At 71.6% G+C, this 20,252-nt stretch carries 16 protein-coding genes; 10 read left to right on the top strand and 6 right to left on the bottom strand.

Annotation, left to right across the window (positions count from 1 at the left end):
* Positions 1 to 21: 21 nt before the first annotated feature.
* Complete coding sequence (locus EOT10_RS33895) at positions 22 to 3,087, top strand: alpha-mannosidase (protein ID WP_127832206.1); 3,066 nt, start codon at positions 22 to 24, stop codon at positions 3,085 to 3,087.
* A 10-nt stretch (positions 3,088 to 3,097) separates the two neighbouring features.
* On the opposite strand, the gene EOT10_RS33900 is transcribed toward EOT10_RS33895, so the two are convergent.
* Entirely contained in the window at positions 3,098 to 4,609 is a 1,512-nt protein-coding gene (locus EOT10_RS33900; protein ID WP_127832207.1) for an APC family permease, read from the bottom strand.
* Positions 4,610 to 4,727: 118 nt separating this feature from the next.
* Here EOT10_RS33900 and EOT10_RS33905 point away from each other — a divergent pair, with 118 nt between their 5' ends.
* A complete protein-coding gene (locus tag EOT10_RS33905) occupies positions 4,728 to 5,414 on the top strand; it encodes a TetR/AcrR family transcriptional regulator (RefSeq protein WP_127832208.1) in 687 nt (228 codons plus the stop codon).
* The gene (locus EOT10_RS33910; RefSeq protein ID WP_127832209.1) at positions 5,411 to 6,565 is read left to right on the top strand and encodes a DmpA family aminopeptidase; all 1,155 of its coding nucleotides are present in this window, start codon (positions 5,411 to 5,413) and stop codon (positions 6,563 to 6,565) included. The genes EOT10_RS33905 and EOT10_RS33910 overlap by 4 nt, the downstream gene beginning before the upstream one ends.
* Before the next feature lie 57 nt (positions 6,566 to 6,622).
* Here EOT10_RS33910 and EOT10_RS33915 read toward each other — a convergent pair whose 3' ends face one another.
* Positions 6,623 to 7,918 (bottom strand): amidohydrolase, encoded by a 1,296-nt coding sequence (locus EOT10_RS33915; protein ID WP_127832210.1) that lies wholly within the window; start codon positions 7,916 to 7,918, stop codon positions 6,623 to 6,625.
* 338 nt (positions 7,919 to 8,256) lie between these two features.
* Here EOT10_RS33915 and EOT10_RS33920 point away from each other — a divergent pair, with 338 nt between their 5' ends.
* The 4 genes from EOT10_RS33920 (at position 8,257) to EOT10_RS33935 (ending at position 13,056) form a co-directional block, all read left to right on the top strand.
* Positions 8,257 to 10,380 (top strand): SpoIIE family protein phosphatase, encoded by a 2,124-nt coding sequence (locus tag EOT10_RS33920; RefSeq protein WP_127832211.1) that lies wholly within the window; start codon positions 8,257 to 8,259, stop codon positions 10,378 to 10,380.
* Positions 10,381 to 10,531: 151 nt separating this feature from the next.
* A complete protein-coding gene (locus EOT10_RS33925) occupies positions 10,532 to 11,074 on the top strand; it encodes a nitrobindin family protein (RefSeq protein WP_127832212.1) in 543 nt (180 codons plus the stop codon).
* A 133-nt stretch (positions 11,075 to 11,207) separates the two neighbouring features.
* Positions 11,208 to 12,191: a sphingomyelin phosphodiesterase gene (gene sph / locus EOT10_RS33930; protein WP_127832213.1), complete on the top strand. Its 984-nt coding sequence runs from the start codon at positions 11,208 to 11,210 to the stop codon at positions 12,189 to 12,191.
* Positions 12,192 to 12,351: 160 nt separating this feature from the next.
* Positions 12,352 to 13,056 (top strand): CDGSH iron-sulfur domain-containing protein, encoded by a 705-nt coding sequence (locus tag EOT10_RS33935; protein ID WP_127832214.1) that lies wholly within the window; start codon positions 12,352 to 12,354, stop codon positions 13,054 to 13,056.
* 9 nt (positions 13,057 to 13,065) lie between these two features.
* Here EOT10_RS33935 and EOT10_RS33940 read toward each other — a convergent pair whose 3' ends face one another.
* From EOT10_RS33940 to EOT10_RS33950, 3 genes are read right to left on the bottom strand one after another with little or no spacing between them, the layout of a single operon-like run.
* Positions 13,066 to 13,710: a LutC/YkgG family protein gene (locus EOT10_RS33940; protein WP_127832215.1), complete on the bottom strand. Its 645-nt coding sequence runs from the start codon at positions 13,708 to 13,710 to the stop codon at positions 13,066 to 13,068.
* On the bottom strand, positions 13,707 to 15,185 hold the full coding sequence (locus tag EOT10_RS33945; RefSeq protein WP_127832216.1) for a LutB/LldF family L-lactate oxidation iron-sulfur protein: 1,479 nt from the start codon (positions 15,183 to 15,185) through the stop codon (positions 13,707 to 13,709). The genes EOT10_RS33940 and EOT10_RS33945 overlap by 4 nt, the downstream gene beginning before the upstream one ends.
* Positions 15,182 to 15,937 (bottom strand): (Fe-S)-binding protein, encoded by a 756-nt coding sequence (locus EOT10_RS33950; protein WP_127832217.1) that lies wholly within the window; start codon positions 15,935 to 15,937, stop codon positions 15,182 to 15,184. Before EOT10_RS33950 ends, EOT10_RS33945 begins: the two co-directional genes overlap by 4 nt.
* A gap of 201 nt (positions 15,938 to 16,138) precedes the next feature.
* Between EOT10_RS33950 and EOT10_RS33955 the strand changes: the two genes are divergently transcribed.
* The 3 genes from EOT10_RS33955 (at position 16,139) to EOT10_RS33965 (ending at position 19,269) form a co-directional block, all read left to right on the top strand.
* A complete protein-coding gene (locus tag EOT10_RS33955; protein WP_127832218.1) occupies positions 16,139 to 17,443 on the top strand; it encodes an alpha/beta fold hydrolase in 1,305 nt (434 codons plus the stop codon).
* Positions 17,444 to 17,595: 152 nt separating this feature from the next.
* On the top strand, positions 17,596 to 18,354 hold the full coding sequence (locus EOT10_RS33960) for a PIG-L deacetylase family protein (protein WP_127832219.1): 759 nt from the start codon (positions 17,596 to 17,598) through the stop codon (positions 18,352 to 18,354).
* Between the two features lie 75 nt (positions 18,355 to 18,429).
* Positions 18,430 to 19,269 (top strand): enoyl-CoA hydratase/isomerase family protein, encoded by an 840-nt coding sequence (locus EOT10_RS33965; RefSeq protein WP_127832220.1) that lies wholly within the window; start codon positions 18,430 to 18,432, stop codon positions 19,267 to 19,269.
* Positions 19,270 to 19,284: 15 nt separating this feature from the next.
* On the opposite strand, the gene EOT10_RS33970 is transcribed toward EOT10_RS33965, so the two are convergent.
* Complete coding sequence (locus EOT10_RS33970) at positions 19,285 to 20,235, bottom strand: SDR family oxidoreductase (RefSeq protein ID WP_127832221.1); 951 nt, start codon at positions 20,233 to 20,235, stop codon at positions 19,285 to 19,287.
* Positions 20,236 to 20,252 lie beyond the last annotated feature (17 nt).

The raw sequence follows: 20,252 nt of genomic DNA on the forward strand, positions 1-20,252 counted from the left end.
AGAAAGGGAACGGAGACAGCCATGCACAGCAAGCAGCGTCTCACCGAGCAGCGGCTCGCCCGCGTCCTCGAACAGCGCATCAGGCCGGCGGTCCACGCCCGCACCGTCCCGCTCGACATCGCGGTCTGGAACGTCCCCGGCGAGCCCGTCCCCGTCGCCGAGGGCCTGGCCGCACCGTACGAGCCGGTGGCGCTCGGCCACCGCTGGGGGCCGCCGTGGACCACCAGCTGGTTCCGGATCAGCGGCAGGGTGCCGGAGGAGTGGGCCGGCCGCCGCGTCGAGGCCGTTGTCGACATCGGCTTCAACCTCACCGGTGCGGGTTTCTCCAGCGAGGGCCTGGTCTACCGCGCGGACGGCACCGTCGTGAAGGCCCTCAACCCCCGTAACGCCTACATCCCGGTCGCCGACCCGGCGTTCGGCGGCGAGGAGTTCACGTACTACGTCGAGGCCGCCGCCAACCCGAACCTCAACGACGACCAAGTGCCCAGTCGCATGGGCGACCGGCCGTCCTGGCTGACTGGCACCGGTACCGGTAGCCACGATGCTCCGCTCTACCAGCTGCTCCGCCTCGACCTCGCGGTCTTCGACACCCAGGTGTGGGAACTCGCTCAGGACCTGGACGTCCTCGGCCAGCTCATGCGCGAACTCCCCGAGGCCGAGCCGCGCCGCTGGCAGATCCTGCGGACTATTGAGCGGGCCCTCGACGCCATCGATCTGCAGGACGTCTCCGGCAGCGCCGCCCGCGCACGCGAAGTGCTCCGCCCCGCGCTCGCGGCCCCCGCCGCCCCCAGCGCCCACCGCATGTCCGCCGTCGGACACGCCCACATCGACACCGCCTGGCTCTGGCCGCTGCGCGAGACCGTCCGCAAGGTCGCCAGGACGCTCTCGAACGTCACCCACCTCATGGACGACCACCCCGGCTTCCGCTTCGCCATGTCCCAGGCCCAGCAGCTCGCCTGGCTCAAGGAGCACCGCCCCGAGGTCTACGGCCGCGTCCGGGAGAAGGCGAGGACCGGACAGTTCCTCCCCGTCGGCAGCCTCTGGGTGGAACCCGACACCAACATCATCGGCGGCGAGGCCCTCGCCCGGCAGCTCATCCACGGCAAGCGCTTCTACCTCGACGAGTTCGGCGTCGAGACGAAGGAGATGTGGCTGCCCGACACCTTCGGCTACAACGCGGCCATGCCGCAGCTGATGAAGCTCGCCGGTGTGCGCTGGTTCCTCACCCAGAAGATCTCCTGGAACACCACCAACAAGTTCCCGCACCACACCTTCTGGTGGGAGGGCATCGACGGCACCCGGATCTTCAGCCACTTCCCGCCCGTCGACACGTACAACGCCGAGATCACCGGAGCCGAACTCGCCCACGCCGTAAGGAACTTCCAGGACAAGGAGGCCGCCAACAGCTCGCTGCTCCCGTTCGGCTACGGAGACGGCGGTGGCGGCCCCACCCCCGAGATGCTGGCCCGCGCAGCCCGGGTGGAGGACCTGGAGGGCTCTCCGAAGGTCGCCGTCGAGAGCCCCGCCGACTTCTTCGAGCGGGCGCACGCGGAGTACCCCGACGCCCCGGTGTGGCTCGGCGAGCTGTACCTGGAGTTCCACCGGGGCACCCTCACCAGCCAGCTGCGCACCAAGCAGGGCAACCGGCGCGGCGAACACCTCCTCCGGGAGGCCGAGTTGTGGTCGGCCACCGCAGCCGTCCGCACCGGATTCCCGTACCCCCACGAGGCGCTCGACCGGCTCTGGAAGACGGTCCTGCTGCACCAGTTCCACGACATCCTGCCCGGCTCCTCCATCGGCTGGGTGCACCGGGAGGCCGAGGCGACCCACGCGGCGGTCACCGCCGAGCTGCACGGGATCGTCGACGCCGCGCAGCGCGCCCTGGCAGGGAAGGGGGAGGAGACGCTCGTCTTCAACGCCTCCCCGTTCACCCGCGACGGCATCCCCGCCTTCGGTGCGTCGCCGTCCACGGACTCATGGGCCGGTCCGGTCGCGCCCGTACCGGCCGAGGGCGGCCACGTTCTCGACAACGGACTCGTCCGCGTCCGGATCGACGACCGGGGCCTGGTGACCTCGGCGTACGACATCACGGCAGCCCGCGAGGCCCTGGCCCCCGGCACGACGGCCAACCTCCTCCAACTCCACCAGGACTTCCCCAACGAGTACGACGCCTGGGACATCGACTCCTTCTACCGCAACACCGTGCACGACCTCCGCGACGCCGAGTCGGTGCGCGCGGAGGCGGGCGGGGTGCGGGTCGTGCGGACCGTCGGCGCATCCCGGATCGAGCAGTTCCTCTCTCTCGGCGAGGGATCCAGGCGCCTCGACATCGCCACCGACATCGACTGGCACGAGCAGGAGAAGCTCCTCAAGGCAGCCTTCCCGCTGGACGTCCGCGCGGACCACTCCAGCGCCGAGATCCCCTTCGGCCACGTCCGGCGCCCGACCCACACCAACACCAGCTGGGACGCGGCCAAGTTCGAGTTCTGCGCCCACCGCTTCCTCCACGTCGGCGAACGGGGCTGGGGCGCCGCCGTCGTCAACGACTCGACCTACGGACATGAGGTCACCCGCGACGTCCGCACCGACGGCGGCACCACCACGACGGTCCGCCTCTCGCTGCTCCACGCCCCCCGCTTCCCCGACCCGGACGCCGACCAGGGCCGGCACCACCTGCGGTACGGGCTCGTCATCGGCGCCGACATCACGGACGCGGTGCGCGAGGGATACGGCTTCAACGTGCCCGAACGCGCCGTCCCCGGCTCCTCGGCGGAGGTCGCGCCGCTGGTCGCCACGGACGACGACGCCGTCGTCATCGACACGGTCAAGCTCGCCGACGACCGCACCGGCGACATCGTCGTCCGCCTCTACGAGGCACACGGAGGACGCGCCACCGCCCTGCTGACCACAGGCTTCCCACTGGAGTCGGCCACCGTGACCGATCTGCTGGAACGCCCGCTCGCCCCGGACCAGGGCTCCGGCGCCGCGCGGGAGACGGCCTCAGGGCAGGTGACCCTGACCCTGCGGCCTTTCCAGATCCTCACGCTCCGGCTGCGCCCCGAGCCCACGGCCCACTCCGCGCGGTGAGCACGGCTGTTCAGGCGGTCTCCTCGTCCGCCGGCTCGGGCAGGGTCCAGCGTTCGTCGCGGCGGGGGTGCAGATACGCGTAGTAGTACAGGTAGCCGGTGGCGAAGATGGCCAGGGTGATCGCCATCGGCGCCCAGTCGGCGGTCGCCGTCTCCCAGGCCACGTAGCCCATCACGACGAGGATCAGCACCGGTCCGACGGTGCCGAGCGGCATCTGGTACGACGCGCCGGCGGTGCGCCCGGTGAGGCGTCCGGCCAGGGCGGACAGCGCCACCACGGCGTAGAGCACGAGCAGGTTGGCGCCGGTGATCAGGAGCAGCGTCGAGAAGGGCACGAGCCAGGCAAGAACCGCCGTGGCCACGCCGACGACGACCGTGGCGGGCACCGGCGTCCTGAGGCGGGGATGAACGGTGGCCAGTGGCCGGCCGATCGCGTCCGGCCAGGAACCGTCCCGGGCCGAGGAGTACAGCAGGCGGCCCATCTGAAGCATCATCGCGATCACGGCGTTGATGATGGCCAGGGCGATGCCGAGGCTGACGACGGTGTTGATCGTGCCGTTGCCGCGAGCCAGCAGGAAGTAGTTCATCGGCGCGTCGGCGCCGATCAGCGCCCGCATGCTCGGCGTTCCGAGCAGCACGGCGATCAGCGGAACCATCTCGGTGACCACGGTGATGCCCAGGGACCACAGGATGGCCCGACCGATCGTGGCACCGGCGTGACGGGTCTCCTCGGAGAAGTACACGGCGGTCCCGTAGCCGTTGTAGGCGAACATGGCTGTGGTCGTGGCGGCGGCGACCAGTCCCCAGGAAGCGCCTTCGAGCACGCCCGAGCCGCCCAGCGTCTGCGCGGTCCACAGCGTGGACACCGGCTGGTCGACGTGGACGAAGCCGAGCACGGCCAGCACCACGAGCGCCGCCATCTCCACCAGGAGGAACACGCCGGTGACCCAGGCGTTCGTACGGATGTTGAACAGCGCGACGACAGTGGCGATCAGCAGCACGGCGATCCCGACCCCCTTGCCGTCGAGGGAGCCCCACACCACACCGAGGTAGTCCCCGGTGCCCAGGGCGACGACGGCGAGGATGCCGACACCGCCGACGAGTGCGAGCAGGAACATCGCGAAGCCGGTGGGACGGCCCAGGGTGCGGGCGGCGAAGGCGTACTCACCGCCGGTGACCGGGTAGCGGCTGGAGAGTTCCGCGTAGCAGAAGGCCATGAACACGCCCGCCACCGCGGCGATGGCGAAGGCGATCGTGGCGGCGCCGCCTATTCCCTGGATGACGGACGGCACGATGATGAACACGCTCGACGCCGGAGTGACGGAGGAGAGCGTGATCAGCACATTCTCCTTGAAGGTCAGCGAACGCGACAGCTGCTGCGCGTACTTGGCTCCTGCAGCGGGCGCCGGCGCGCCGGGCGGGGAGCCGTCGGGGGCCGGCGGGGAGACGTCAGGGGCGGGCGGGGAGACGTCAGGGGCGGGCGCCGCCGGATGTCTGCCGCCGGTCTCGAGCTCTTCGTCCATCGGTCTCTCCCCTGTCGCGGGTTCTTTGGCGCCTCAGCCAAAGTCCTGTGACGCTCACCTGTCAATGCCCGGTCACTCTTCCCTTGAATTTTTTGGCTGGGTAGCCAAAGATTGAAGGGTGGCAAGACCAAAGAACCAGACCGCCCGACGAGCCCAGCTCGTCGCCGCCGCGACGCGCGCCGTCAGCGCGCACGGACCCGCCCGGGTGCGCGTGGCCGACATCGCCGACGCCGCCGGTGTGGCCCGGGGCTCCGTGCACTACTACTTCCAGGACCTCTCCGAGCTGCTGCGCCAGGTGTACAAGGAGGCCGTCGACCGCTTCTTCACCCGGCGCATGGCACGGGTCTCGACGCTGTCCGACGCCCGGGACAAGCTGGTGGCCTCGGCCCGCTGCGGCCTCCCGTCAGGCCCGGACGACGAACTCGTCCGGGCGTTGTACCGCTTCGGCTCCGACCTGCCCGACGACCCTGTCTACCAAGCCCTCATCCAGGGACTGACCGACCGTCAGGTCGCCGTGTACGCAGGCATCCTGGAGGTCGGCGTGGCGCAGGGCCACTTCCACCCCGCCGAGCCCGTCCTCGACATCGCCACCAACCTGGTCGGCCTGGAGGACGCGTTCGGGATGTACATCATCGCGAGCAGCCCCTCCGTCACCACCGAGCGCGCACTGGAGCTGATCCTCGGCTACGCGCGCACCGCGACCGGCTGCGCCGAACTCGTCCCCGACCGCCCGACCGCGCAGACGCCGGACAGCACCGCCCGCTCCCAGCCCGCCGCCGCCCCTCCGGAGGACCCCGCCCCATGAGCACCGACGCCCACACCACCCCGTCAGCCCACACCACCCCTTCGGGGCGGCCCCGGGCCCGCGCCCTTGGCATCCCCTTCGACGGCGCCCCCGGTCCGTGGAACGCGGTCACCGATGTGCCCGGCGTCGAGGTGGGACACGTGACCCTCGTCGAGAGCGACGCGGTGCGCACCGGGGTCACCGCGCTCCTGCCCCGTGGCCGCGACGCCGTGGGCACCGCCTGCGCGGCGGGCTGGTACTCGCTCAACGGCAACGGCGAGATGACCGGCACCGCCTGGATCGAGGAGACCGGCTCACTGACCCTTCCGGTCTGCATCACCAACACGCACGCGGTCGGACCGGTGCACCGCGGTGTCATCGACTGGGTGGCGGACCGCCGTCCCGGGCTCGCCCGGCAGTGGCTGCTGCCCGTGGTCGCCGAGACCTGGGACGGCTACCTGAACGACATCAACGGCCCGCACGTACGCCCCGAACACGCCGTCGCCGCCATCGAGGCAGCTGCCAGTGGCCCGTTGGAGGAGGGATCGGTCGGCGGCGGCACCGGCATGAACTGCTATGGCTTCAAGGGGGGTTCGGGCACCGCGTCCCGGGTCGTCGGCTACGGCCCGGACCAGTACACGGTGGGCGCGCTGGTCCAGGCGAACTTCGGCGACCGGCGCGAGCTCACCGTCTCCGGAGTCCCGGTCGGCCGCCACCTGCTCGACGACAACCCCATGGAAGACACCGACTGGCTCGCGCCGGGCGGGGCCGGCTCCGTGATCGTCGTGATCGCCACCGACGCACCACTGCTGCCCGGCCAGTGCAAGGCCCTCGCCAGGCGTGTGCCCATCGGCCTGGGCCGTACCGGCACCACCGGGGGCCACTTCTCCGGGGACATCTTCCTCGCCCTGTCCACCGCCAACTCCGGCGCTCTGGCCAGCTCCTTCCCGGTCGGTGAGCCGACAGCGGACGACTACGACACCCTGCGCAGCATCCCCTGGGGCCGCATCGACCCCTTCTACGAGGCCGCGGTTCAGGCGGTCGAGGAGGCGGTGCTCAACGCCCTTGTCGTGAACGCGGAGATGACCGGCCGGGACGGGCACCGCACCCCCGCACTCCCGCACGACCGGCTCCTCGACCTCCTCAAGGGACGTGTCGGCCCCGGCTGTTGATCAGAAACCCGCGATCAACAGCCGAGACCGGACGGGGTCGGACCAGATCGGACGGGATCAGACGAGTTCGCCCGCGCGGGCCACGACCCGGCCGCCGTGGACGACCAGGTCGCGCTGCGGCATGTCGATCACGATCTGCGGCACGCACTCGCCCCGCACCAGGACGAAGTCCGCCGGTGACCCGGGCTTGAAGTCGACGTGGGGCAGGCCCAGTACGTCGGCGGAGCCGTTCGCCCCGACCGTGTAGCACGCCGTCAGTTCCTCGTCGAGGCGTACGTCGGTGATCTGGCCGAGGATGTGCGCCCGGTGGAGCATGTCGGCGTTGCCGTACGGGCTCCAGGAGTCACGGACACCGTCCGAGCCGAGACCGACCCGCACCCCGTGCTTCTGCAGCGCGGCGATGGGCAGCACCGTGTTCTCGCCCGGCGCCACCGTCGTCAGGGCGATGTCCTGCTCCGCCAGATCGGCGGCCATCGTGTCGAGGTCGCCCTTCGACAGGTACGGCAGGCAGAAGACGTGACTGACCGTCACCTTGCCGCGCAGGGACAGCGCCCTGGTGCGCTGGATGATGCCGCGCAGCACCGTCGTGCCCCTCTCGTCCCGGTCGTGGAGGTGGATGTCCACCCCGACGCCGTACCGGTCGGCGAGGTCGAAGACCAGGTCGAGCTGCTCGTCGAGGGCGTGGTCGAAGCTGATCGGGTCGATGCCGCCGACCATGTCGATCAGGCCGGCGCGCGCCGCGTCCTCCAGCAGCTTCGCGGTACCCGGTGTGCGGACGACGCCGTGCTGCGGGAACGCCACGATCTGCACGTCGAGTGCGCCGGCGAGCCGCTCGCGGGCCTCGGCGATGCCCTCGACACCGGCCAGGCCGTACGCGGGTGCCACGTCGGCGTGCGCCCGCATGGCGCGGGTGCCGCGGGTCACGGCGTGCGCCATCAGTCCGTAGGCCCGCTCGCCGACCGGACGCTTCTGCGCCTTGAACAGCTCGACGTCCTGCTCGGTGAACTCGGCGATGGAGTGCGCCGGCTTGCGGGACACCCACGAACCGCCCCAGCTGGTCTTGTCCGGGTGGATGTGCGCGTCGACCAGGGCCGGCAGCGCGATGCGGCCGTCGCCCTGGACCACCTTGGCGCCCTTGGGCGCGGGCGCGTCCGAGACGACACCGTCGATCACCGTGAGGTCCACGGCTTCGGCGGCGCCGAAAGGCCGGACGTCGCGGAACACCACGGCCTTGCCGGACGCCTCGCGCCCGGTGGCCGACGCGGCCTGCGCCGTCCCGGCGGGGGTGAGCGCCGCACTGAGTAACGCGGCACCGGCGAGGACGCCGCGACGGGACAGGGGAGGGGGAGTCATACGGTTCTCCTCAGGGTTCTCTGGTTCTTGAGACGCTGCCGATCGGCCTATTGGTATACCGACCGAGGAAGGCGCGGCAAGGGTGCCTCGGGAGGAGTGAGAGGTCAGGCGGCATTTGTGGAGATTCCCGGGGCTCTCGACGCATCTGGGATGCGGGTGGCGTTGCTTTTGGTATACAAAAACAGCCGAGGGCTCGCCCGGGCGGAATGCGGGATAAATGGGCCAAAGCTATGCTCGGAGTTCCCGGCGTTGACGACACGGGTCGTGACGGATCCCAGGAGGCGAGGAGCCCGGCCGGCCGCCCGGGTTCTCCCGGCCCACTCCTCCGGAGCGAACGCATGGCAGGACGGCGCAGAACGGAGATCGCCCTCGGGGAGCGGCTCGCGCTGAACCGCGTGGGCAGTTTCGAGTGGGATCTGGAGGAGGGAACCCTCGAACTGGACGCGGCCGGCCTCGCCGTCTTCGACCTGCGCCCCGACGAGTACGACGGCCGCCCCGAGTCCCTGCTGGCACGTGTCTCACCCGAGGAGGGCGCCCGCCTCGGCGCCGCCGTGATGACGGCGATCCACGCGGGGCGGTCCTCGTACGGGGCCTACTTCCGGGTCCTGCGCCGCGACGGCGAGGAGCAGTGGACGCATCTGCGCGGCCGGGTCCTCAAGGACGAGCACGGCACCCCGCGATGCGTCGCCGGTGTCGTGCGGGACGCCGGCGCGGACCGGGCCCAGCTCGCCATGACCAGCCCCGTACAGCTCGCCGGATGGCAGCGGATGACCACCGCCCTCCAGGACACCGCCGACGCCCTGTCCCGGGCCATGACGGTGGAGGACGTGACCGCCGTCCTCACCGGCGAGGGCGGGCTCGAACGCTTCGGCGCGGACGGACTCGTCCTCGGACTCGTCGAGGGCGAGGTGCTCCAACTCGTCGCCCAGGCAGGGGAGTCGATGTCCGCGCTCGCGGAACTCAAACTGCACCGCATCGACGAGTCACTGCCCCTCGCCGAAGCGGTGATCACCCAGCGCCCCCGCTTCGTGACCTCACTGCGTGAACTCGCGGACCGCTTCCCGCGCCTCGGCCCGTACGCGAAACGGCTCGAGCTGGACGCGGCCGCCTTCCTGCCGCTGGTCGCCCAGGCCCGCTCCGTCGGCGGGCTCGCGCTCTTCTTCCGGGGGCGCGACGACTTCACGGCGGAGGACCGTGACCTGTGCCTCGGCCTCGCCGGCATCATCGCCCAGTCCCTCCAGCGGGCGATCCTCTTCGACGGCGAACGCGACTTCGCGACCGGCCTGCAGTCGACCATGCTGCCGCGGCACATCCCCGAGTTCGACGGCGTCGAGATCGCCGCCCGCTATCACGCGGCGAGCAGCGGCCGGGAGGTCGGCGGCGACTGGTGGGACGTGATCCCGCTGCCCCGCCGCCGGATCGGGATCGCGGTCGGCGACGTGGAGGGGCACGACACCCAGGCCGCCGCCGTCATGGGCCAGCTGCGTATCGCCCTGCGCGCCTTCGCCGGCGAGGGACATCCGCCGTCCACCGTCATGGCGCGCGCCTCGCGCTTCCTCGTCGAACTGGACACCGAGCGCTTCGCCACGTGCACGTACGCCCAGGTCGACCCCGCCACCGGAGACGTACGGGTCGCCAGGGCCGGGCACATGGAACCCATACTCCGGGCCACGGGCGGCCGCGTCAGCACCCCTCCCGTGCGCGGCGGGCTCCCGCTCGGCCTCGCCACGGAGTTCGGCGACGAGGAGTACCCCGAGACGCGACTCGACCTGCTGCCCGGCGAGACGTTCGTCCTGTTCACTGACGGTCTCGTCGAGCAGTCGGGGAGCGACGTCGTGGCCGGTGTGAAGGCGCTGACGGAAGCGGTGCGCGCCGGGCCCGTCCAGGCGACCGCCATGGCCGACCACCTGTCGGAGCCGCTGCGGCAGGCCAGGCCGAACGGCGACGACGTGGCCCTGCTCGTCCTGCGCCGCGACCTCGACCCGGGCACACCGCTGGCGCCCCGCATCCACCAGTACCTGCACCCGGCCGACCCCCAGGGCCTCGCCGAGACCCGCACCGCCCTGCGGCGGGCCCTGCAGGACTGGGGATTCGCCTCGATCGTGGACGACGTCGAGGTCGCCGCCGGTGAGCTGATGGTGAACGCCCTGCTGCACACGGAGGCCGGCGCCGTCGTCACCCTCGAAGTGCTGCCGGGCCCGGCGCGGCGGGTCCGGCTCTGGGTCAAGGACCGGTCCAGCGTGTGGCCGCGCCGTCGCACCCCCGGCGAGGCCGCCACCTCCGGGCGCGGCCTGCTGATGGTGGACGCGTACGCCGACGACTGGGGCGTCGAACCGCGCGGCGACGGGAAGGCGGTGTGGTGCGAGTTCACGGCGACCGAGCCGCTGCCCGACGGCGAGGGTGAGGGCGAGGGCGACGGGGACACGCGGCCCGGCACCGACAGGGGCGACGACACCCCCTAGGGAGTGTCCGACACTTTCCCGCGGCGTGACGACGCCCGGCACGCATGCGCGCACACACGCTCGCCGCGTCGCCGAAAAGTCAGGCGCCCGCTGCGACGCTCTAGGCTTCACCCGGCACCCGGCCCCCGTCACGACCTCAGGAGCGCACACCGTGAACGACCCCGCACCGGCCCACCCGTACCCCGACAGCAGCCGGCCGGACGGGGACCCCGCCCCGCACCCGCTCCTTGCGCCCGTGCTCGGCCTCCTCGGTACGTGGCACGGCCGCGGAGAGGGCGGATACCCCAGCCTCGACGGGGACTTCACCTACGCGCAGGAAGTCACCTTCAGCCACGACGGCCGCCCCTTCCTGCGCTACGAGGCGCGGGCCTGGCTGCTCGGCGCCGACGGCGCGCCGCTGCGGCCCTCGGCGCGGGAGAGCGGCTGGTGGCGGCTCCAGGCCGACGGCCGTGTCGAGTCGCTGATCACCCAGCCCACCGGCATCGCGGAGATCGCCGTCGGCACGGCGGACGGCACCACGGTCGACCTCACCACCGACCAGGTGGCGCTCGCCCCCACCGCCAAGGAGGTCGGCGCGACCCGCCGCGTCTACACGCTGACCGACGACGGCACGCTCACGTTCACGCACGATCTCGAAGCGGTGGGCCTGCCGCTCCAGCACCACCTCTCGGCACGGCTGCGACGCGCGGAGTGACAGCCAACAGGCCCTACGCGCAACGGAATTGAGAGAAAGTGGCCACCTGGAGGTTACCCAGAGGTAACTGCGGCTGCTTTGATGTGGCGTGCCCGCGTCCCTCACCGCACCCCCACATGAAACGGGAGGCCACGTGTCCCGCGTTGCCCGCCGCACGACCGGTTCCGCCATAGCCGTCACCCTGGCCGCCGTCTCCGCCGTCCTGACCGCCCCGCAGGCGTCGGCCACGACGTCCGCGGAGCCGCCGAGACTCAAGGTCCTGACGTACAACACGTTCCTGATGAGCACGAACCTGTACCCCAACTGGGGCCAGGCGCACCGGGCGGCGGCCATTCCGGCCGCATCCTTCTTCCAGGGCAACGACGTCGTCGTGCTCCAGGAGGCGTTCGACAACTCGGCGTCGGACGCGCTGAAGCACGACGCGGCGGCGCAGTACCCGTACCAGACCCCTGTCGTCGGCCGGTCCAAGGACGGCTGGGACGCCACCGGCGGCTCCTACTCCGCCACCACGCCCGAGGACGGCGGCGTGACGCTGCTCAGCAAGTGGCCGATCGTGCACAAGGAGCAGTTCGTCTACAAGGACGCCTGCGGCTCCGACTGGTACTCGAACAAGGGCTTCGTGTACGCCGTCCTCGACGTGAACGGCACGGAGGTGCACGTGGTCGGCACCCACACCCAGTCCACCGACTCGGGCTGCGGGGCGGGCGAGGCGGTCAAGGACCGCAGCCTCCAGTTCAAGGCCATCAAGTCCTTCCTGGACGCCAAGCACATTCCGGCCACCGAGCAGGTCATGGTCGCGGGCGACCTCAACGTGAACTCGCACGGCCCCGAGTACGCCTCCATGCTCGCCGACGGCGGGCTCGTCGGCGCGGACTCGCGGACCGGCCTCCCGTACTCCTTCGACACCGAGACGAACTCGATCGCGAGCTACCGCTACCCCGGCGAGCCCAAGGAGGACCTGGACTACGTCCTGCACGTCCAGGGCCACGCGCGCCCGAGCGGCTGGGTCAACGACGTGGTGAACGAGACCACGGCCCCCTGGACGGTGAGCAGTTGGGGCAAGAGCTACACATACACCAACCTCTCGGACCACTACCCGCTGCAGGCCGGGCGGTAGACACCGGAACTCCGGAGTGCAGGGAGTTCCCGGCGGGCGCGGGCGCGGGCCGCACCGCGTCCGCCGGGGCGCCGGCGGGCCGGACCCTCTCCTGTGGCGCCCCGCGATCCTCTCCGCAAGGCTGGGACAGGGGGCCGCCGCACACCAGGAAGGCCCGACCATGTCCGACGCGCAGGACCCCGGCCCGCACAGCGCCTCCATGCGGGGCGTACGCGTCTCGGAGAACGGCCCGTACGTCGTCACCGGAAACGTCCCCCTCACCCAGCAGGTGATCGTCACCGATGCGCGCGGCCAGTCCGTGGAGTGGTGGCAGCAGCGCACGTACGACACGGACGAGACGTACGCGCTGTGCCGTTGCGGACAGTCCGCGAGCAAGCCGTTCTGCGACCGCAGCCACGAACGGGTCGGCTTCGACGGCACCGAGACCGCGAGCCGGCTGCCCTATCTGGAGCAGGCCGACGAGCAGGACGGGCCCGAGCTGACGCTCACCGACGCCCAGCCGCTGTGCGCCTTCGCGCGGTTCTGCGACGCGGACGGACAGGTGTGGAACCTCGTCGAGGAGGAGGGCACCGCCGACATCGTGGAACGGGAGACGGCCCGCTGCCCCTCCGGGCGCCTCGTCGCCTGGAACCCCGCCGAACGCCGCCCCGTCGAACCTGCGCTCCCGCCCTCCATCGGCATCGTCGAAGACCCCCAGGAAGGTGTCAGCGGAGGGATCTGGGTGCGCGGCGGCATCCCCGTGACCTCCGCCGACGGAACGCCGTACGAGGTCCGCAACCGTGTCACCCTGTGCCGCTGCGGAGCCTCGCGCAACAAGCCGTTCTGCGACGGGACGCACGCGGCGATCGGCTTCAAGGACACCTGACCGCGTCCGTCACGCCCCGCCCACCAGCACCACCTCCAGGGTGCGCGGTCCGTGCACGCCCTCGACCCGGTCGAGTTCGATGTCGCTCGTGGCCGACGGGCCCGAGATCCACGTCAGGGGGCGGGTGGGGTCGAGACGTTCCAGGGCCTGCGGGACCGAGGAGACGACCTGGTCGGGGACCCGGACGACGCAGATGTGGTGGTCGGGGATGAGCGTGATGCGGCGGCGGCCCTGGTCGGGTGAGCCGTCGAGGACGATGGTGCCGGTCTCGGCGATGGCTACGGCGCAGGCGGTGACGACGCTGTCGACTCCGTCGAGGCCGGCGGGTGTGTTCGTGACCTCGTCGGGGACCCGGACGGCGTCGGTCTCTGAAAGCCAGCTCTCCGGCAGGCCGGGCGGTGTCACCACGGACCGCGTACCGCGCTGGTCGAGCAGTAGGGCCAGGGTGCCCGCGAGCTCGCCACCGGTGCACCGGTGCACGATCGCGCGGTAGTCGGCCAGGTTCTCCGCCAGGAGGTCCACGGTCTGCGCGGCTGTCCGGTGGCCGTGCTCGCGCAGGTAGCCCCGGTCGACCGCATGGTCGTACGTGTCCGGCGTCGCCGGTGTGCCGAGCGCGCGTCGCACGCGGCCCAGGATCAGGTCCCTGCTGCTCACTTGTCGGTTTCCTTTCCGCCGTGGGTGCGCTGCCACCAGTCACGGAACGGCTCTGCCGGTACGGCCGGCAGGTCGCGTGTGGCGCTCCAGGCGCGGCCGGGGCCGGGGAGGGTGCGAGGGTGGAGGCGGCGGGTGCGGGAGGCGAGGCGCTGGCCGGTGGTGAGGGCGGCCGGGTGGGTGAATGCCCAGCGTGCCGCGCGCATGGCGGCACGCTCGGCGGCGTGGCCCTTCGCCGGCTTGAGCACGACTTTGTTGCCCTGCCGGGTGGCCGGTCCGCCCTGGGCGACCCGTTCCCGCAGGTGCACCAGCACTTCGGGGATGTCGATGGCGACGGGGCACACCTCGTAGCAGGCGCCGCAGAGGGATGACGCGTAGGGGAGGGAGGCGTCGATGTCGCTTGCCGTGCCCCGGAGTTGGGGGCTGAGGATGGCGCCGATGGGGCCGGGATAGACGGAGCCGTAGGCGTGGCCGCCCGCCCTCTCGTAGACGGGGCACACATTCAGGCAGGCGGAGCAGCGGATGCAGCGCAGGGCCTGGCGGCCGATGTCGTCGGCGAGGGTGTCGGTGCGGCCGTTGTCGAGGAGGACCAGGTGGAAGGTCTGGGGGCCGTCGGTGTCGGTGGTGCCGGTCCACGTCGACGTGTACGGGTTCATGCGTTCGGCCGTGGAGGAGCGGGGGAGGGTCTGGAGGAAGACCTCCAAGTCGCGCCAGGTGGGGACGATTTTCTCGATGCCGACGACGGAGATCAGCGTCTGGGGGAGGGTGAGGCACATACGGCCGTTGCCCTCGGACTCGACGACGACGAGGGTGCCGGTCTCGGCGACCATGAAGTTCGCGCCGGAGATACCGACCTTCGCGCGCAGGAACTTCTCGCGCAGGTGCAGGCGGGCCGCTTCGGCGAGTTCGGCAGGGGTGTCGGTCAGACCCTCCGGGGCCGGGCGGCCCCAACTGCCCATCTTCTTCTGGAAGATGTCGCGGATCTCGCCGCGGTTGCGGTGGATGGCCGGGACGAGGATGTGGGAGGGGCGGTCGTGGCCGAGCTGCACGATGAGTTCGGCGAGGTCGGTCTCGTAGGCGGCGATCCCGGCCTCTTCGAGCGCTTCGTTGAGGCCGATCTCCTGCGTCGCCATGGACTTGACCTTGACGACCTCCGACTCGCCCGTCTCCTGGACGAGCCGGGTCACGATCCGGTTGGCCTCGTCCGCGTCGGCCGCCCAGTGCACGGTGCCGCCCGCAGCGGTGACCGACTCCTCCAACTGGACCAGATACGTGTCGAGATGACGGAGCGTGTGGTCCTTGATCTGCTTGCCGGCCTCACGCAGGAGCGCCCAGTCGTCGAGTTCGGCGACGGCCTTGGCGCGTTTGTCGCGGATGGTGTGGGTGGCGTGCTTCAGGTTGGCGCGCAGGGTGGTGTTCGCCACCGCCTCGTGCGCGGCCTTCGGGAAGGCGGGCATGCCGACGAAAGTGCCGCTCATGACAGGGGCTCCTCTTCCGTGCTCGCCAGGATCTCCGCGATGTGGACCGGGCGCATCGCGGTGTGCAGCCGGGACATCGTGCCGCCGAGATGCATCAGGCACGAGTTGTCGGCGGCGCACAGCACATCGGCGCCCGTCGACTCGGCGTTGCGGACCTTGTCGGCGCCCATCGCGGCGGAGACATCGGAGTTCTTGACCGCGAAGGTGCCGCCGAAGCCGCAGCATTCCTGCGCGCCGGGCAACTCGACCAGCTCAAGTCCCCTGACCGCCCGCAGGAGCTGTGTGGGCCGGTCGCCGAGGCCCAGGGAGCGCAGGCCGTGGCAGGTGGGGTGGTACGTCACCGTGTGCGGGTAGTACGCGCCGACATCGGTCACCTTCAGCACGTCGACCAGGAACTCCGTCAGTTCGTACGTCTTCGGCACGACCGGCGCGAGCGCCGTCGCGAGACCGTCGCCACGGCCCTCCGCCCGAGCCCGCTCACCCATGCGCGGATACAGCTCGCGCACCATCGCCCCGCACGAACCCGACGGCGTCACGATCGCGTCGTAATCACCGAATACATCGGAGAACTTCCGGGCGAGCGGCTCCGCCTCATGGCGGTAGCCCGTGTTGTAGTGCGCCTGCCCGCAACACGTCTGCCCCAGCGGGAAGTCGACGTCGACACCCAGCCTGGTCAGCAGTTTCACCACCGCACGGCCCGTGTCCGGATAGAGCGTGTCGTTGACACACGTCAGGAACAGTGCGACACGCATCGCGGCCCCTTCGTATCGATCATCGGATGAGTGCAGCGTACGCGGCGGGCGGCCCGCACGGGAGTCACCGCGCATCACCCGTCCACGGAGCGCTGCCGGGCATGCGCCCGGACGGCCGGGGGCCGGGTCCGGGAGCACGCCCGCGTGTGCTGAACTGAGCGGACACCGCACACCGCATTCCGTACGCGCCCAGGAGCTCCCTTGACGACCGCCACATACCGCCAGCCCGGTGTCGTCCTCACCGACCGCCGTTTCTCCGTGCCGCTGGACCACGACCGCCCCGACGGCGAGCGCATCGAGCTGTTCGCCCGCGAGGCCGTGGCCACCGGCAAGGAGAACGCGAACCTGCCCTGGCTCCTCTACCTCCAGGGCGGCCCCGGGTTCGGCGCCAACCGGTTCTCCGGCAAGCAGGCCTGGCTCGGCCGCGCCCTCAAGGACCACCGCGTCCTCCTCCTGGACCAGCGCGGCACCGGCAGCTCCACCCCGGCCAACCGCCAGACGCTCCCGCTGCGCGGCGGCCCGCGCGAACAGGCCGACTACCTCACGCACTTCCGAGCCGACTCGATCGTCCGCGACTGCGAGGCGGTCCGCGGCGAGGTGACCGGCGGCGCCCCCTGGACCGTCCTCGGCCAGAGCTTCGGCGGATTCTGCGCCACCCACTACCTGTCGACGGCCCCCGACGGCCTCGCCGCCGCCGTCATCACCGGTGGCCTGCCCACCCTCGACGGCCACGCGGACGACGTCTACCGCGCCGCGTACCCGCGCATCGAGCGCAAGGTCGCCGCCCACTACGCGCGCTACCCGCAGGACGTCGAACGCGCGCGCCGCATCGCCCAGTACGTCGCCGAGCACGAGCCCGTCCTGAACGGCGGCTACAAGCTGACCGTCGAGGCCTTCCAGTCCCTGGGCATCCTGCTCGGCGCGAGCGGCGGCAGCGACCGCCTGCACTACCTCATCGAGGACGCCTTCGTCCGCACGCCCGGCGGCTTCGAGCTCTCCGACGCCTTCCAGGAGGAGGCGCGCGCCACCCTCTCGTATGCAGCCCACCCGCTGTACGCGCTCGTGCACGAGGCCATCTACGGGCAGGACGACCGGCCCACGAACTGGTCGGCCGAGCGCGTACGCGCCGAGTTCCCCCGGTTCGACGCGGCGAAGACGCTCGCCGGTGACGAACCGCTGCTGTTCACCGGCGAGTCCGTGCACCCGTGGATGTTCGACTGCGACCCGGCGCTTCGCCCCCTGCGCGAGACCGCCGAACTCCTCGCCGCCCGCACCGACTGGGCCCCGCTGTACGACCCGGCGCGCCTGGCCGCCAACGAGGTACCGGTCGCCGCCGCCGTGTACCACGACGACATGTACGTCGACACGGCCCACGCCCTGCGCACGGCGCGCACGATCAAGGGTCTGCGGACCTGGGTCACCGACGAGTTCGAGCACGACGGCCTGCGATCCGGCGGCCCGCGCGTCCTCGACCGGCTCCTTGCCCTGGTCAACGGCGAGGCCTGACCCGTCGGGTGGGTGCGGGGAGGGCGCGACATCCTCCCCGCACCGGGACGACCCCGTCTCCGCACCGGGACGACCCCGTCTCCGCACCGGGACGACCCCCTCCCGCGCCGGAACCTCGGCCTCCGTCGCGGCCGTCGCACTAGGGTGCCGCCATGACCGAGCCGAAGACCCCACCCGCCGCCCCCGACCAGCTGCTGCCCATGCCCGAGGACTGGCGGCGCGCCCTCGCCGTCGTGGCCCACCCGGACGACCTCGAATACGGCTGCTCGGCGGCGATCGCCGGCTGGACCGACGGCGGGCGCGAGGTCACGTACGTCCTCGCCACCCGTGGAGAGGCGGGCATCGACACCCTCGAACCCGCCAAGTGCGCACCTGTGCGCGAGCGGGAGCAGCTCGCGAGCGCTGCCGTCGTCGGCGTCGGCACCGTCGAGTTCCTCGACCACAAGGACGGCGTCGTCGAGTACGGGACCGCGCTGCGCCGCGACATCGCCGCCGCCATCCGCAGGCACCGCCCCGAACTTCTCATCACCCTCAACCACCGTGACACGTGGGGCGGCGTCGCCTGGAACACCCCCGACCACGTCGCCGTCGGCCGGGCCACCCTCGACGCGGCCGCAGACGCGGGCAACCGCTGGATCTTCCCCGAGCTCATCGACCAGGGCCTGGAACCGTGGAACGGGGTGCGCTGGGTCGCCGTCGCGGGCTCGTCCTCTCCCACGCACGCGGTCGACGCCACGCCCGGACTCGAACGGTGTGTGCGCTCCCTGCTCGAACACCGCACGTACATCGAGGCGTTGACGGACCAGGATCCGGAAAAATACTGCCGCGACTTCCTCACCGGCCACATCCAGGCCGTCGCCCCGCGCTTCGGCGGCACGCCCGCCGTGCCGTTCGAGCTCTTCAGTCGGTAGCGCTGATCATCTACCCTGCCCCTTCAGACGGCTCTTCTGATGACACGTCAGAAACAAGGCAGAGGTGGTGGCGGGATGATCGACACGACCAGCGCCGAGCTTCCCGGCGGCGGCGAACGGCGGCTCCGGCTCGACGTGGAAGAGGGCGGGATCGGCGTCCTCACCCTGTGCCGGCCGGAGAAGCTGAACGCCTGGAGCTGGGAGTCGAGCCGGCAGCTCGGCCTGCTCGCCGACCGGATCCGCTTCGACGACACGATCCGCGTGGTGCTGCTGCGCGCCGAGGGGCGGGCCTTCTGCGCGGGAATCGACGTGAAGGCGCCCGGCGGCGCGATCACCGGGCGCAGCACGGCCGAGCGGGGGCGCAACTACTACGAGGGCATCCGCTGGGTGCACGAGCGGTTCCGTGCCTTCGCCGGTCTGCCGCAGCCCGTTGTCGCGGCCGTGCGGGGGCACTGTCTCGGCTTCGGATTCGAGCTGGCGTTGATGGCCGACGTGCGGATCGCGGCCGACGACGCGGTCTTCGCGCTGCCGGAGGCGCGACTCGGCGTCGCCGTCGACGCGGGCGGCGACCTGCGGATCGCACGGGAGGCGGGCGCGGGCTGGGCCAAGTTCCTCGCCCTGACGGGCCGCCAGGTGGACGCGGCGACCGCGTACCGGCTCCACCTCGTCCAACAGGTCACCGGAGTCGACGAGTTGGAGGGCGTGGCCCGTGGCGTGGCGGCTGAGATCGCCGCCAACGCACCGCTCGCCGTGCAGTCCGTCAAGCGCGACATCGACGCCTACGCCGACGCGGGCCTGGGGGAGGCGCTCGACCGGGTGGCGATGAGCGCGGCACTCACCCTCACGTCGGAGGACATCCGGGAGGGGTACGCGGCGAAGGCGCAGCGACGCGAGCCACGGTTCGAGGGGAAGTAGCACCCTCCCGTCGGCCTAGGGAGTGTCCGCCCTGAACGGCCGGCGCCCCATCTGCTCGCGCACCGTCACGACCTGCGGGCTCACCAGGCCGCGCCGCTGCCAGTTCGCTCCGTCCACGACGAGCGTGTGGCCGCTGACGAAGCGGGCGTAGGGGGAGGAGAGGAAGGTGGCGGCCCAGCCCAGCTCGCGGGGCGCGCCGACCCGCAGGGCGGGCTGCCGTGCGCCGTGCCCGCCCACGCCCTGGCCGTGGTCCTCGCCCCGCGCGAGGTTGCCGCGGATGTCCGCGGTCATGTCCTCGTGCGGCATGAGGCCCGGCACGAGCCCGTTGACCTGGATCCCGTACGGGCCCCACTCCACGGCCAGCGTCTCCACCAGGTTCTTCACCCCGGCCTTGGCCGCAGCACTGTGGGCGAAGCCGGGGCCGCCCGTCCACGCGTACGAGGCGCCGACGGCGATCACCGAGCCCGGCGTGCCCGCCGCGAGGTGCCGGCGGCCGAACTCGCGGGTCATATAGAAGGTGCCGTTGAGGGTGATGTCGACGACGGTGCGCCACGCGTTCGGTGTCATGTCCTCCGTGGGTACGGGGAAGTTGGCGGCCGCGTTGTTGACGAGGACGTCGGGGGTACGTCCGTACGCCGCCTCCGCCGCGTCGTAGACCCCGGCGACACGGTCCGGGTCCCTGATGTCGCAGACGGCGGTCGTCACCGTGGCGCCGTCGGTGCTGAGCCGCGCCAGTTCCTCCCGCGCGGGCTCCAGATGGCCGGCCCGGCGGCTGACGATCATCACGTCCGCGCCGAGCCGTGCGAACTCGGCGGCGACGGCCTTCCCGAGCCCGGTTCCTCCACCGGTGACCAGGACCAGGCTGCCCCGGTACGTTCCCGGGGGGAGGGCCGTGGCGCCGGGCGGGGGAGGGGCGGGCAGGCCCTGCGGGGTGCTCGCGCCGGCGGGTCCTGTCGTGTCCGTCATGCCGTATCGATACCTCG

Source organism: Streptomyces antnestii (genome assembly GCF_004005495.1).
GTDB classification, from domain to species: Bacteria; Actinomycetota; Actinomycetes; order Streptomycetales; family Streptomycetaceae; genus Streptomyces; species Streptomyces antnestii.

Bases quoted from the DNA above. Each gene is read 5' to 3' on its own strand.
- EOT10_RS33895 (WP_127832206.1), top strand. From the start codon at position 22: ATGCACAGCAAGCAGCGTCTCACCGAGCAGCGGCTCGCCCGCGTCCTC.
- EOT10_RS33900 (WP_127832207.1), bottom strand. From the start codon at position 4,609: ATGGACGAAGAGCTCGAGACCGGCGGCAGACATCCGGCGGCGCCCGCC.
- EOT10_RS33910 (WP_127832209.1), top strand. From the start codon at position 5,411: ATGAGCACCGACGCCCACACCACCCCGTCAGCCCACACCACCCCTTCG.
- EOT10_RS33915 (WP_127832210.1), bottom strand. From the start codon at position 7,918: ATGACTCCCCCTCCCCTGTCCCGTCGCGGCGTCCTCGCCGGTGCCGCG.
- EOT10_RS33920 (WP_127832211.1), top strand. From the start codon at position 8,257: ATGGCAGGACGGCGCAGAACGGAGATCGCCCTCGGGGAGCGGCTCGCG.
- EOT10_RS33935 (WP_127832214.1), top strand. From the start codon at position 12,352: ATGTCCGACGCGCAGGACCCCGGCCCGCACAGCGCCTCCATGCGGGGC.
- EOT10_RS33945 (WP_127832216.1), bottom strand. From the start codon at position 15,185: ATGAGCGGCACTTTCGTCGGCATGCCCGCCTTCCCGAAGGCCGCGCAC.
- EOT10_RS33950 (WP_127832217.1), bottom strand. From the start codon at position 15,937: ATGCGTGTCGCACTGTTCCTGACGTGTGTCAACGACACGCTCTATCCG.
- EOT10_RS33960 (WP_127832219.1), top strand. From the start codon at position 17,596: ATGACCGAGCCGAAGACCCCACCCGCCGCCCCCGACCAGCTGCTGCCC.
- EOT10_RS33965 (WP_127832220.1), top strand. From the start codon at position 18,430: ATGATCGACACGACCAGCGCCGAGCTTCCCGGCGGCGGCGAACGGCGG.
- EOT10_RS33970 (WP_127832221.1), bottom strand. From the start codon at position 20,235: ATGACGGACACGACAGGACCCGCCGGCGCGAGCACCCCGCAGGGCCTG.